At 59.1% G+C, this 14,052-nt stretch carries 8 protein-coding genes and 4 pseudogenes; 6 read left to right on the forward strand and 6 right to left on the reverse strand.

The window, feature by feature from the left end; genetic code table 11:
* The first annotated feature begins 535 nt into the window (after window positions 1-535).
* The 3 genes and pseudogenes from ACZYHG_RS35045 (at window position 536) to ACZYHG_RS35055 (ending at window position 4,021) form a co-directional block, all read left to right on the forward strand.
* Window positions 536-1,592, forward strand: a pseudogene (locus tag ACZYHG_RS35045) (cytochrome-c peroxidase).
* Window positions 1,593-1,856: 264 nt separating this feature from the next.
* Window positions 1,857-3,196, forward strand: a pseudogene (locus tag ACZYHG_RS35050) (IS1380 family transposase).
* 468 nt (window positions 3,197-3,664) lie between these two features.
* Window positions 3,665-4,021 (forward strand): hypothetical protein, encoded by a 357-nt coding sequence (locus ACZYHG_RS35055; protein ID WP_464614977.1) that lies wholly within the window; start codon window positions 3,665-3,667, stop codon window positions 4,019-4,021.
* 30 nt (window positions 4,022-4,051) lie between these two features.
* On the opposite strand, the gene ACZYHG_RS35060 is transcribed toward ACZYHG_RS35055, so the two are convergent.
* The 4 genes from ACZYHG_RS35060 to ACZYHG_RS35075 all read right to left on the reverse strand — a co-directional run bounded on the left by ACZYHG_RS35060 (window position 4,052) and on the right by ACZYHG_RS35075 (window position 8,234).
* On the reverse strand, window positions 4,052-4,483 hold the full coding sequence (locus tag ACZYHG_RS35060) for a YbaK/EbsC family protein (RefSeq protein WP_464614978.1): 432 nt from the start codon (window positions 4,481-4,483) through the stop codon (window positions 4,052-4,054).
* Window positions 4,484-4,680: 197 nt separating this feature from the next.
* Entirely contained in the window at window positions 4,681-6,078 is a 1,398-nt protein-coding gene (locus tag ACZYHG_RS35065; protein WP_464614979.1) for an ATP-binding protein, read from the reverse strand.
* A gap of 124 nt (window positions 6,079-6,202) precedes the next feature.
* Complete coding sequence (locus ACZYHG_RS35070; protein WP_464614980.1) at window positions 6,203-6,982, reverse strand: HWE histidine kinase domain-containing protein; 780 nt, start codon at window positions 6,980-6,982, stop codon at window positions 6,203-6,205.
* Window positions 6,983-7,007: 25 nt separating this feature from the next.
* Window positions 7,008-8,234, reverse strand: coding sequence for an ATP-binding protein (locus tag ACZYHG_RS35075; RefSeq protein ID WP_464614981.1), 1,227 nt, complete (start codon window positions 8,232-8,234; stop codon window positions 7,008-7,010).
* A gap of 717 nt (window positions 8,235-8,951) precedes the next feature.
* Between ACZYHG_RS35075 and ACZYHG_RS35080 the strand changes: the two are divergent.
* The 3 genes and pseudogenes from ACZYHG_RS35080 to ACZYHG_RS35090 all read left to right on the forward strand — a co-directional run.
* Window positions 8,952-9,215 (forward strand): annotated as a pseudogene (locus ACZYHG_RS35080) (hydrogenase small subunit); the annotation flags it as partial.
* Window positions 9,216-9,266: 51 nt separating this feature from the next.
* Entirely contained in the window at window positions 9,267-9,971 is a 705-nt protein-coding gene (locus ACZYHG_RS35085) for an IS6 family transposase (RefSeq protein ID WP_464614982.1), read from the forward strand.
* Window positions 9,972-10,243: 272 nt separating this feature from the next.
* Window positions 10,244-11,038: a serine protease gene (locus ACZYHG_RS35090; protein ID WP_464614983.1), complete on the forward strand. Its 795-nt coding sequence runs from the start codon at window positions 10,244-10,246 to the stop codon at window positions 11,036-11,038.
* Between the two features lie 302 nt (window positions 11,039-11,340).
* Here the strand turns inward: ACZYHG_RS35090 and ACZYHG_RS35095 are convergent, their stop codons facing one another.
* Window positions 11,341-12,045 carry an IS6 family transposase gene (locus tag ACZYHG_RS35095; protein WP_464614984.1) on the reverse strand — a complete coding sequence of 235 codons (705 nt, stop codon included), beginning with the start codon at window positions 12,043-12,045 and terminating at the stop codon, window positions 11,341-11,343.
* A gap of 186 nt (window positions 12,046-12,231) precedes the next feature.
* Window positions 12,232-13,688: pseudogene (locus tag ACZYHG_RS35100) on the reverse strand (ISKra4 family transposase).
* Window positions 13,689-14,052: the final 364 nt, after the last annotated feature.

Below are 14,052 nucleotides of genomic sequence, written 5' to 3' on the forward strand. Positions count from 1 at the left end.
TGCCGCTGAACGCAACAATTGTCTCGACAGGATTATTGCGATGCTCATCCCAGCATCGAGGTCTATAGCGCCGCATCCCACCGTCATACACGTTGATCCGCTCGGTGTTGGCTGCCCCGTAACTGGGTCGGAGTTTGCTTTGAAGCTCGATCCCGTCCGTTTGAATTTTGCAAAATGAAAAAGCCGAAGGTGTTTCGCGCCGCTGAAGGTTTCGTACGTCATCGAATACACGGCTTCGACCTTCATGGTCTTCCAATGATGCTTTCCGCCTAGGCATTGTTATGGTGATCGTCGCCACGCCCCAAGGAATCAACCAAGCCGTCAGCGCGAGCAAATTGCGATGGCGCCGGCCACGTGTTGGGATCCACGGTCGGAGCGATGGACACAGCCTGGTGGCGGCTTCCGCCATTCGATCGCAGGCCCGATCGAAGTCTGGCCGTCAGGCCCGGTCCTCTCCCGCCGTTGATCTAGCGCAGGGCGTTCACGAACCGCATATCCCACAATGGCGTCCGTGCACAACGCTCGGAGATCATTTATGAAAATGCTATTCGCGACGATGGCTGTCGCCTTGCCGGCAGCCATCGCTTTTGCTGCGGAACCGATCCCCGCCGACCTCAGAGAAACGGCACTGGCCACTTTCAAGGCTTTGCCATCCACCACGCCGGCAGTCGCCAACAACCCGATCACACCGGAAAAGGTCGCGCTCGGCAAGGCATTGTTCTTCGATCCCCGTGTCTCGGCGTCAGGTGTCTTCTCGTGCAACTCGTGCCACAACTTGGCCACCGGGGGCGACGACAATCTTGAAACATCAATTGGGCATGGTTGGCAGAAGGGACCGCGCAACGCGCCGACGGTACTGAACGCTGTCTTTAACATCGCGCAGTTCTGGGATGGTCGCGCCGAAGATCTGAAGGCTCAGGCCAAAGGACCGATCCAAGCCGGTGTCGAAATGGCCAACACACCGGGTCAAGTCATCGCGACGCTCAAGTCGATGCCGCAATATCTCGATTGGTTCAATGCAGCTTTCCCCGGTGAGGCCGATCGCGTCACCTTCGACAACTTAGCCAAGGCAGTTGAAGCCTTTGAGGCGACACTGGTCACGCCGGCGCCCTTCGATGCTTTCCTCAATGGCGATGATGCCGCCATGACTTCCGAACAGAAACAGGGGCTGGCGCTTTTCATGGACAAAGGCTGCTCGTCCTGCCATGCCGGCATCAACGTTGGCGGGGAGGCCTATTACGCATTCGGCCTTATTGAAAAGCCCAGCGCCGAGGTACGGCCGGAAAACGACAAGGGCCGCTTTGCCGTCACCAATTCAGCCGACGATTCCTTTGTTTTCCGCGTGGCGCCGCTGCGCAACGTTGGCACTCACCGCGCCCTATTTTCATTCGGGCAAGGTTTGGGATCTGAAACAGGCCGTGGCCATTATGGGCACCACCCAGCTCGGCGAAGAGTTGAAGGCCGAAGAAGTCGACCTGCTCGTTGCCTTCCTTAACTCGCTGACCGGAAAGGTACCCGAGGTCGTCTTGCCTATCTTACCCGCCGAAACTGCGACAACGCCTCGACCTGCATCGCAGATCTTAGTGAAATAAATGGCCCGGGCTGGCTACGGAAAGTCGCAAGCAAGAATGAATGCGACCATTACTGGGACGAGACGGATCGCGACCTCTTTGACAAGGCAATGCCTGGCATGATCCCAAACTGCAGACAATGCTTCCGTCGCCAGCTCGTTGCCATGGCATCATGTTAGCCTGAAAAATTCATGGGGGTTGGTGGATGTGGCGCAAGCCGTTGAAATGACTTAGGATTTGGTTGCTTAAGCCGATCCGAACCATTTCCCGGAGACCACACCCACCATGAACGATCTTACGCTGCCGCTGAGCGGTTTGTCATCAGTCGGCGGCAAGTCCGTCGTCGCCCGTTTCGACGGCGGCATGCTGTCGTCCAACAGCGGCGTTCTGGCTTTGGCCGAGGTGGAAAAGCGGTTGCGGGTGGCCGAGCGTCTGGCGCGTTGCATCGACGATCCGCGCTGCCCGGACCAGGTCGTCCACAGCCTGGCGGACATGATCGGCTTTCGCATGAAGATGATTGCCGCCGGCTACGAGGACGGCAACGACGCCAACCGGCTGCGCCGCGATCCGGTCTTCAAGATGGCCCAGGATGCGCTGCCGTCGGGTCGGGATCTGGCGTCGCAATCGACGCTGTGCCGGCTGGAGAACCTGCCCGGCGTGCGGGAGCTGGTTGCGATGGGGCGGGCGATGGTCGATCTCTATTGCGCCTCGTTCCGGCAGGTGCCGAAGCGGATCGTACTCGACATTGACGACACCTTCGACGCTGTGCACGGAGGCCAACAGCTTCGCCTGTTCAATGCCCACCATGACGAGTACGGCTTCCAGCCGATCGTAGTGTTCGATGGTGCGGGACGGTTCGTCAGCGCGATCCTGCGACCGGCCAAGCGGCCGAGTGGGGCTGAGATCCGCCCCCACCTGCGCCGTCTGGTGCGGGCGATCCGGATCAACTGGCCGAACATTCGAATCCTGCTCCGCGGCGATAGCCATTATTGCAGCCCGCAGGTCATCGACTGGTGCCGCGCCAACGACGTCGACTCATCTTTGGCCTCGCGCCCACCACGACCCTGCGCAAGCATGTCGCGGATCTGGAGGCCAGCACGACGGCGCGCTTCGAAGCGTCGGCCAAGACAGGCAAGGTCCGCAGGTTCAAGGAGTTCGTTGACGGCGCCGCTAGTTGGAGCCGCGTCGAGCGCATCATCGCGCGGGTCGAGGTCGGCGCCCAAGGTGCCGATACCCGCTTCGTCGTCACCAACCTTGCCGGTGGGAAGGCCAAGGCGCTCTACGAGGATGTCTACTGCCGGCGCGGCGCGGCCGAGAACCACATCAAGTCGCGGAAGACGCATCTTGCCGCCGACCGCACATCCTGCACCAGAGCGACGGCCAACCAGTTCCGGCTATTCCTGCATGCCGGTGCTTACTGGTTGATGTGGGGCTTGCGGGCCGCGATGCCGAGGCGCTCGAGCTTTGCCGTCGCCCAATTCGACACGCTGCGATTGCGCCTCATCAAAATCGCTGCGCGGGTGGTCGAGATGAAATCGCAAATCCGCCTGCACCTGCCGACATCGTGCCCCGACCAGCGCATCCTGCGCATCGTCCTCGATCGCATCCCCCAACTCGCGACATAACGATGGGGCGCAGACGCCCCGAAACGAACCCGTCGACCGCAACCTGCAAACCCCCGCCTGCCATCACGACGGAGCAATTCCGGCGCCTGACGAGGCGCGTGGAAAAGCACCGCAACGGCGACCACAGCGTCGCTTCAGGCCGTCAAAAGCTTATCGCCGTGCATTAAGGCGGTTAGGTATCTGGCGCGAGTCAGACCAAAGGGGTTCGAAAAGTTGGAGGATTGTCGCAGATACTACAACAAAGGAGCGCCATATGGGGCGATAGGGCACAAGGCTCCGATCGCCGGTCTCAGTCAGTGCCAAATTCAACGGCGTTTCACCGCCCAGTTCCGCTAATTCTCCGCACAACTACCTGTTCGCTTTGCCAGAAGCTCTCTTGACTAATTGGCGGCGATGTACAGGGATTTCCCGAGAGCTTAGCCTCACACTGTGCAAAGGCCTGCTACGACTGAGGGAGGGGAGGGACGCTTGGACGAGCACGATCCGAAGGAAGAGCTGATCGAGACGATTTTCCGCAATGGCACAATCACTGTCGTGGGCATCCTGCTTGCCTTTTCGCTCGGCTTCGTCACGCATTGGGCGGCAAACCCCGTGCCATGGCGGCTCTACGACCTATTCGCCGTTGCGCCGATCCTGATCGGCATCGCGTTGCAGATGCGGGCGCTGTCCAAGCTGCTCGACATGAGTTCGCTGCGCCGACCCATCTACGAACGCGCCAACCGCATCTTCATGGCCGGCCTCATCCTGACCGCGTGCGGCGTCGGGCTGGCTATCCTGCTCGATGTCTTCGAGATGTCGGCGAAGGGCACGCTGCCCGGCGCTTAACGGCCTGTCACTGCGCTTTGGCGCTGCCGCTCATCGCTGCCAGTCGATTCTTGCATCCGTCGCAGGTCCGCCATCTTGGCAGTGTCGCACCATTTGACGCCGATTCTTACCGCTGGCCTTGGTTTCGCCGGCCGCCGGCACCACGTGATCGTGGGCGCGTAGCGACACATCGCAACAGACCGGCAGTGGCGAGGCGAGGCCGGAAGGGCAAACGTCGCCAACCGGGTGGCCGGTGATTTCCACCACCTGCTCGGCGTCCAGCATGCGTGGCTTGCCCCCGAACCCATCACGCGATTTGCGGTTGTCGATGCGCGCGCCAAGCTCTGGGAACGACTGGGCCTTCAGTCTCAGTAGCGCCGCGGCCGGCTGCCCATGGCCGAAAGCGTCATGGAACTCGACAAGGTCATCGGCGAGACAAACAAGCGCCAGATGACTCTCGACATTCTGCGGACCGCCAAGCATCCGATGTCGACCGCCGAATGCTCGCAGGAGTTCGCAACGAGGCACGGGTGTCCGGGGACGATCCGCGCCGTCACCATCATCGCAAGCGCCTGTCTCCGATCCTCAGTACCCTCGAGAAAGCCGGACGCGTCGGACTGAACCGCGAGGGTGACTGGGCGGAGGACCGCATCGACCGTCGCCCGATTTGACTGAGGATTTCAAAGGGCGAGCATGGTGTCGGGCGTCAGCAACACAATCCGCCCGTCCTCCTTGGCACGCTCTTGGACACCTGCCTTGAAACCGGTGCGCGCGTATAGGACGAAGTGGCGATCTTCCACGCCACGACCATAGTCGGTTCTTCGGGCGCGCTCGATCAGTGTCGCGAGGACATCCGCCCCGATCATTCCGCGGCGCCACTTGCACTCGCCGTATAGCACCGATCCGTCCAGCAAGCGTCCGGCTACGTCAATGTTATATTCGGCACCCCAGATTTGACCGATCTCCTGGGCCGGAGACGGAAGAGCCTCCTGCGCATGGCGGCGGGCGTGCCCTCGGCAGATTTCCTCGAACGCGCCGCCCATATACTCGTTCAGCCGCGGCACCACTTGGTGCCGCCAAATCTCGGGACCGAAGCCCTGCATTACACTTGACATGTTCGGCCGAACGAACCGATGCCAGAAGGCAACAAGCGGATCATCCACGAAGTAACGCGTGTCCCGTGACTTGGGGTTGGCGTCGAGGGAATGTACGGTCCGAACCAGCCGCATGCGCTCGAGCCGCTTCATGTAGGGGCTCAGCGAAACGGAATCCTTGATGTCCCGGAGACGGCCGCCGATTACCCCGAGTTTGGTGCAGCCGTCCGCGATCGCCGCCAGGATGCTGGCGTAGCGTTGGGTCTCCCGAAGTTCCGATTGGAGCAGGACGTTCGGCTCGTCTACCAGCGCCCCAGTATCGGCGAGCAGCAAATTGGTGACGTTCTCCTCGAGACTTGCGCTCGGATCGCAGAGCCTTAGGTAAAAGGGGATACCACCGAAGATGGCATAGGCAAGGATACGATCCGCAGCAGGGTAATCCGGGAAGAACCCGGCCGCGTCCCGCAGCGGCAGCGCCTTCACTTCCAGGGGTAGGGTTTGGCGCCCGTAGAGTGGGTTCCTCTCGGCCAGCAGATCCTCCATCTGGGCAATCATCGACCCGCAGAGCACCAAGTTCAGCTTGCCCTCGGCGGCGACGACCGCGTCCCAGAATTTTTGGATGATCGATGGCAGCGCCTGGTCGCCCTCGACAAGGTAGGGGAATTCGTCCAGGACGACGATCAGCCCAAGCGTTCCCTCGGCCTTACGCGCGAGGTATGTCAGCACGCTCAGCCAATCGCCGAGGCCGTCCAACAGGGGATCGGCGCAGAGCGAGCGGGCGATTTCCGCCTTGAAGCCCTCCAGATTCAGAGTGGGGGTGACACGCGTCGCTTGATAGAGAACGTGGGGACGGTCCTTGGCAGCTTCCTTAAGCAGCGCGGACTTCCCGATCCGGCGCCGTCCATATACCACGAGCAAAGAGGGCCTAGCGAGGGAGAATTCCTTGCGGAGGCGGGAGAGCTCTTGGGCGCGACCTACGAACATTAGCGTAATCCTGATTACGGTAATCAAGGTTACACTAATCCGAGTGGCCAAAGCAAGGGCGGTCAGGCAGCTTGGTAAGTAAAAAGCACCGAAGCCGGGACAGGCCACTGGAAAGACACCGCTTTCAAAGCGCCAAAATCCCGGCCCATGGGTCCGCTGGGCCTGGTTGGTCGAGAGGACTACGGCCAGAAGGCAGATCGCCTTCTGGCCGATCCAGCCGGGACTCGACCGCTTCGCGGATCGCCCGCGGATCGGAATTGGCTCGCGACGCCTGCCAGACGATCGACTGCACCGTTGCCAGCGTGTTGTTCACCCGATGGTTCAATTCGTCGATGAGCATTTTGGATTGCGCCTGCTCCTCCTTGTGCCTGGTCAGATCGACGAAGGAGGTAAAATACTGGACGATGGCGCAGGACGATGGCGCCGCTCTTGTCGTGCACAGGACTGGCAAAAAGGCCCGCCCAGAATTCGCCAAGGCTCCCGCCACCGGATGGATCACGCTACGCCGCCCGCGGCACGCGCGAGGTGAAGGTGTTGCCCTTGTCACCGACACGCTGGTGCCGTTCTTATCGCTGATGACCTCGATGTTGGCCTCCAGCTGCTTGACCAGCGCCTCGACAATGGCGGTTCCCAGGCCCGCACTGGCGACGATGCTGGCGGGCTTGCCGACGCCATTGTCTTGCCGTGATGCACGTAACCCCTGGCTTCTGCCGCGGTCGCACGGGTGCCGTTCTGGTTGCGGCCTTGAATGCATCGCGGCACGATACGTTCGACGCTGAACCGGCCGTGAGGGCGAGGGGCCACAAACGCAAGACGGTTCGCGGCGAGATACAACGGCAGTCGGCGCGTTGTGTTGATGTTGGGCTAGCAATTGCGAGCGAAGAATTCCGGCATTCGGCAGCAACGGCCATCCGGCACCGGTACCTGCTCTACCCCCAAAGTACCGAAAGCGGTGCCGCATGGAGGCGCTCTCCGAATGGGACAATCTTATCGTGGTCGTACAGCACCACTCCAGAGACAAAACGATCTCCGCATGCTTCTGCCAGCATTCGCAAGCCCTTGAAATCTGAGCTTGTGACTGTGGCTGCTGCCTTTATCTCAATCCCTGTCACTCGACCTCTCCTGTCCTCTATGACGATATCGACCTCGTGGTGCTGCTTGTCCCGAAATTGAGAGAACTCGAAACGGTCGTCAGCCCAACTTGCAAGCTTGAGAATTTCGGCGAATACGAAAGTTTCCAGCAATGCTCCGAACTTTCCGCGGTCACTCCTAATGTGATCAGGCGATAAATCCCGGAGCGCGGCGAGGAGGCCGGAATCCAGGAAATGGATTTTCGGAGTTTTCGTAAGCCGCTTGAGTTTGTTGCTGAACCAAGGTTGCAAGGTTCGAACCAGAAAAAGACTTTCGAAGATGTCCACGTATTTCCGTGTCGTGACGTGATTCATTGCGAGCGAGTTGCCGATGGCAGAATAGTTCACTAGCTGCCTAGAATGTTCGGCAAGCACGCGGAGGAGCCTGGGCATTTGGCTGATTTGATCAACCTGAGCTATGTCGCGAACGTCCCGCTGGACGATCGCCTCTATGTAGTCCGCATACCAGTCCTGCCGCCGTGACCATGATGGGCGCCGTAGCGCCTCTGGGTAGCCCCCTGCAAGAACAGCGCCGACGAGATCTCCGCCGAGGACTGAATTTTTAACTGCGGCTATTTTGTTTTGAAACAGGTTTTCGAGAAAGCTCGGTCTATTTTCATGAATTTCGCTCTGTGCCAGAGGCAGCAAACGAACGATCTCCATACGTCCAGCGAGTGAATCCGCGACACGGGGAAGCGTCATCAAATTGGCGGAACCCGTAAGAAGAAACCGTCCCGCACGCTGATCGGCATCCACGCTTTCCTTGATCGCGAGCAGAAGTTCTGGAGCACGCTGGATTTCGTCGATTACTGCTCGGTCAATGCCCCTTACGAATCCGACGGGATCCTGTTGCGCCGCCTCAAGCGTAGTCGCGTTGTCCAAAGTAAGATACGCAACGTCAGCGCCCGCCATCCTTCTCACAAGGGTCGTTTTCCCGGATTGGCGAGGGCCAGCAACCAAGACGACACGAGTGTCTGAAAGCGCATCCTTGATGCGTTGCTCAACGAAGCGGGGGTAATCAGCCATCGTTCCGATCTCCTGACCGGTTGAAATTTCAGTGGTGACCGATAGAAATTATCGGCGTGACTATTTGAAAGTCAAGGTGAGACCATTTGAAAGTCACTCAACCGCAAAGCGAGTGGCAGGGGCACTGGTGGCGGTTGCTACCTGATGTGATGGCGAAGAATTCGACCATTCGCTGGAACGAGATGATTGCGGCATGGGCTGCGACATCAAACCCGAGAAGCTATCGGAGAGCGAGGATGAGGCAGAAAACGCCACCAAAAGATTCAACGGTTCAACTCATTGATTGGCAATGGCTTTCTCGATGTTTGATAAGGGTCGGTGCAGACATGGCCCTTCGCGCCTGCTGTGGACTTCCAATGCTTGGCCAAAGTTCCTCGAACTATCTCGCATCCAGGGCTCCTCGCAAAGGCGTGGGCCGAGGCGTATGCCCCAATTCATCTTGAGCTTTCGCCACTGGGGCTTAGGGCCGCCTTGGGTAACCCCTCAAGGGTGCAGCTATTGGCTTCCGTTTGAATCGTGACTACGCGAGCTGGCGCTGCGACCCGGTAGCGGACCCTCCAACGTCCGCAGTGGGGTCGGAAACAGCATTATCCCGAACCGGGTGATTATCCCTCTGACCCCTACTAAATTGGTCCGCTTCTTGCAGCAAGCATTTCTGGCAGAGCCCGGCGTCTATCCGGGCGATGCGATGGGGGATGAAATTGCTGGAGGAGCAACATGGCAGCTGCCGAAACCTTATATGACGTCATTCGTCGCCAAGGGATCACCCGGCGCAGTTTCACCAAGTTCTGCAGCCTGACGGCCGCGAGCCTCGGCTTCGGCCAGGGTGCCGCGACAGCGATGGCAGAAGCACTCGAAACCAAGGAACGCGTTCCCGTCATATGGATGCATGGGCTCGAATGCACCTGCTGTTCGGAGAGCTTCATCCGCTCGGCCCATCCGCTCGTCAAAGACGTCGTGCTGTCGATGATCTCGCTCGACGGTGCTGTCACATTGATTGAGGGGTAAGGAAATTGAGGTAGCAGCGCGCCCATGACCGTGAGTGCACCGACCTACAAGAACCACCGCTATCCGATCGAAATCGTGGCCCGTGCTGTCTGGCTCTACTTCCGCTTCAATCTGAGCCTGCGCGATGTCGAGGAAATGCTGCTCGATCGCGGGATCGTCGTTTCCTACGAGACCATCCGCCGATGGTGCCGAAAGCACGGCCCTGATTATGCGCGCCGCATACGCCGCAAGTCGCCGACGAAAGACGATGTCTGGCATCTGGATGAAGTCGCGGTGCGCATCAACGGTCAGAAATGCTGGTTGTGGAGAGCGGTTGATCAGGACGGATATGTGCTCGACGAGATTGTCCAGACGCGTCGCAACACCAAGGCCGCCAGGCGCCTGCTGACGCGACTTCTGAAGAAGCAGGGTCTGCCGCCAAAGCGTATGATCACCGACAAACTGCGCTCCTACGGGGCGGCCCAACGCCAGGTCATGCCGAACGTGGAACACCGCTCGCATAAAGGCTTGAACAACCGGGTGGAGAATTCTCACCTGCCGTTCCGAAAACGGGAACGAACGCGACAGGGTTTCCGGTCGGTCGGCTCATTGCAGCATTTCGTGTCGATCTTCTCCGCCGTCCGAAATCTCTTCGTCCCATCCCAGACCAACCGCTCCGCAGCACAAATTCGAACCCATCGACGCCAAACCATGGCCGCGTGGGAAGCCGTGAGTGCACGGCCTGCCTGAAAAGCGCGGCATCGGCCTCACGCGGCCACATTTCAGACAACGTGACAACGCCGAGCCTGCCTATAACGGGCCCCGTGCCGTCGTCGCGCTTTCCGAAGAAGTCCTCTGCCCACGGCAACCAGAGCGTCCTATCGAGGACAAAGCATGTTGCCTGCGGCATTCCGAATCACATCCGAGATGAGGGGTTGCCACCTAATGCGTGGGCAGGCAGGAGTGGCGCGCCAACGGCACACGGCCGTACATATGCAATGCAAAATAGTACGAGGAAACCGATGCAACACCTCACCCGTCGTCATGCCCTCTGCGCGCTCGCTGCCCTTTTTGGTGGACAACACGCCCATGCTCAAACTTCTGTACAAGGCGGGCCTGATTCAACGCCGGAGCCCACGAGTTCTTTTGGAGGGAGACAGAAAGTCACGCTCGGCAGGCCGACCACGTTCGAAGCGCATCCTTGGCACGTCGAACTCATTATTGACGGGCAGGTGTGCGGTGGAACGGTGATCGGAAAGCGATGGATCCTCACAGCGGCGCACTGTTTAGAGGGTGCAACAGTCGACCAGGTCCAAGCCTTTGTTAGGGGTGGCCATTCGTTAGATGTAAAGCAGCTTATTCCTCACGAAAAATATAACGACAAGACATTGGAGCATGATGTGGCGCTCGTGCGGGTGCACAGTACGCGACCCGCAGTGGCCATTCGCCTTGCTACCCCCAGGACGCACATTCGTATTGGCGAGGACCTTACCGTGACGGGTAAGGGAGCTACAGGATATAAGGGAGAGCCATCAGACGAGCTCCTAGAGGGCAAGGTCCCGTACGTCGACAACAAAACGTGCAGCCGCAAATATAAAAGGATAAGGATCTTTCCTGGGAACATGTGCGCCGGAACCGAAAGCGGCTGGACCGATGCTTGCCAAGGGGACAGTGGAGGTCCTCTGACCAAAGGCCATGGCAAGAACGCCATCTTGGTTGGAATTGTATCGCATGGGCACAAATGCGGAAAGACATACGGTGTGTATACGCGCGTGTCGTCTTATCACGAGTGGATCATGAACCGTATCGGTGACTGAGGCGGCGAGTCGGGATGCGTGCAGGATGGAAAGTTCACGTTGCCGCGTCTATCTGAACGCGCAGAATGTCCAATTAACCGGAGTTCGGCTTAACAGGTATCCTCACCATGTCCCATGAATGCTGTGCAGGCTAAGAAGAAAAGCCCGCCGCGTGTGCAACTGTCCGAGGAGCAAGCGGCGGGCTTCGCGTCCAAGAGAGAGGGTGGCGGCTCCCTTGGGATGCGTGAAAACAGCGACCAGAGATTCTTGTGGCGTTGTCACGTTGTTTGAAATGTGGCCGCGTGAGGCCGATGCCGCGCTTTTCAGGCAGGCCGTGCACTCACGGCTTCCCACGCGGCCATTGCCTGGCGTCGATGGGTTCGAATTTGTGCTGCGGAGCGGTTGGTCTGGGATGGGACGAAGAGATTTCGGACGGCGGAGAAGATCGACACGAAATGCTGCAATGAGCCGACCGACCGGAAACCCTGTCGCGTTCGTTCCCGTTTTCGGAACGGCAGGTGAGAATTCTCCACCCGGTTGTTCGAGCCTTTATGCGAGCGGTGTTCCACGTTCGGCATGACCTGGCGTTGGGCCGCCCCGTAGGAGCGCAGTTTGTCGGTGATCATACGCTTTGGCGGCAGACCCTGCTTCTTCAGAAGTCGCGTCAGCAGGCGCCTGGCGGCCTTGGTGTTGCGACGCGTCTGGACAATCTCGTCGAGCACATATCCGTCCTGATCAACCGCTCTCCACAACCAGCACTTCTGACCGTTGATGCGCACCGCGACTTCATCCAGATGCCAGACATCGTCTTTCGTCGGCGACTTGCGGCGTATGCGGCGCGCATAATCAGGGCCGTGCTTTCGGCACCATCGGCGGATGGTCTCGTAGGAAACGACGATCCCGCGATCGAGCAGCATTTCCTCGACATCGCGCAGGCTCAGATTGAAGCGGAAGTAGAGCCAGACAGCACGGGCCACGATTTCGATCGGATAGCGGTGGTTCTTGTAGGTCGGTGCACTCACGGTCATGGGCGCGCTGCTACCTCAATTTCCTTACCCCTCAATCAATGTGACAGCACCCGCAGGTCACCAATTGGGAGACAGAGCGCTACGGCGTGTTCGTGCAGACGAGCATCAAGTTCAACTGAGAGAGCAAGAACCGAGGAGAGCGGCGATGCCACTCCAGCTCATTTGAGACCGGTAACTTCTCTGGGGTTAGGCGGCGCGCAGGAGAGGCGGTTTGGGCTTGAATAGTGGTGGCACGTTCGGCTCTGGCTGTCGGAACGGTGCCCGCAATCGATTGCGAAGCTCGCCGTTGAGATCTGCCGTCCTGACCTGCATGAGCATGTGAGCCCCGTGGAGCGACCACCGCATCTGCTGTTTCTTGACCATCCGCTTGCCGACAAGTGAATTCACCGCCGATTCAGCCAGAGTCGTTGCGACGCGAAGGCCGGCTTGGTAGCGCTTGCCATAGTTGACGATCGCGCCGCGGTTCGAACGGATATAGGTCAGGAGCTGCAAGCCGAGGCTTTGAAGTCGGGCGATGGAGAACTCGCTGTCTCCTTGCGAAGCCTTCACCCTCTCCAAGAGTTGCTCCAGATCGGTGATCGCGCGATCGACCCGCCCATGCCACAGGCGCCACTTCACCGCTCTGATGTCACGGTCGATTGCGGGAAGCGCTTCAGAGAGACCCGATCGGGATCGAGCCATATGATCGGCGATCTGCTGCATCGGCTGGACCTTCATGGCGATGTGGAACCAGTCGATGATGTGGGCCGTCGGCTTCGGCATTGCGCGGGGTAGCCGCTTCAGGATTTCGGCGCCGTCCGAAATCACCGTCACATCGCCAAAGCCGCGGTAGCCCACTTCCCAAAGAGCATGAAGAGCGCGATCCCGGATTGCCCGTTGGTCGGTGCTGCTGGTCACGAAATAGCGACCGCCACCTTCGCCTCGTCCGCCGCGGCCGCATCGGGCGACAACGAGCTCGAAGTTGCGCGCTGAATTGGAATCGGCGCTGCGAACATGCGCAGTATCGATGCTGATGACGAACTCTTTGCGGCGATCGCCGGGAAGCTGCATTTCAAGCTGGCGTCGTTCGTCCGTTTGCGCCCTTGCGTGCAATTCTTCCTCAGCAACCTGATCGTCGAGCCGTTCGCCAATCCTGATGGTTCGCTTGCGCACGGTGGCATGCGTCTCGGTCGGCTCAACGGGCAGGAATTCGGCAAGCACTCTCGCAGCCTGCCGGTACGGCATCATGCTCCCCAGCCGCGCCGTCAGTTCCATCAGCTCGGATGTCGCTCGATCCGGGCAGATCTCCCGCAGCGGCGCAAAGGCATCGACCATGCCTGGGTAACAATCCCGACACAGCATCCAACGAGGATTGCGCACCTCCACGATGCCAAAGACAGTCCGGATCCGTCGCGTCGTGTAGTCCTTGACCGGCCGAAACCTGTGGCAATCCGGGCAGACCCGACGAAGAGGGAATACGTCTCCGCCTCATGGTTCACGACCGCGCTCTGCAGCGCCGCCATGATGGTCTTGCTGTCCTCGATCGACAGGCCGAGGTCGCCGTCAAACAGACGTTCCCAGCTCTTGTCGATGCGGACCGCCTTCCGGCAAACGTCTCCGAACTCGTTCCTGCCCTCGATCGTGATCGTCCATTCCACCGCCATCGCTTTCCCTCCGAACAAAGCGGCGCTCATGGACTACGCGGGCCTAACAACCTGTATTAGACCCCAGAGAAATTACCGGTCTCATTGAGACTCAGGGGCAATGAATCTCATGCTTAGGTACAGTGGTCGCGATAAGTCGGCGCAATCTTACATTTAAGTGCAGTGCGACATCAACTCCACCAGTTGAAAAATAAACCAGAATATATTTTTGTATATCTTTCCAATTCTTGCTAGCTAAATATCAATGGAATAACGCCTTTGACATAAAATAAGCAGATATATTATTAAATATACCCTGCTCCTCTTGTCTTAGACACCATATGAGGTATCTACAGACCCAGGCCTTCCACTCAACTTCACATTC

The organism is Mesorhizobium subarcticum (genome assembly GCF_055456085.1).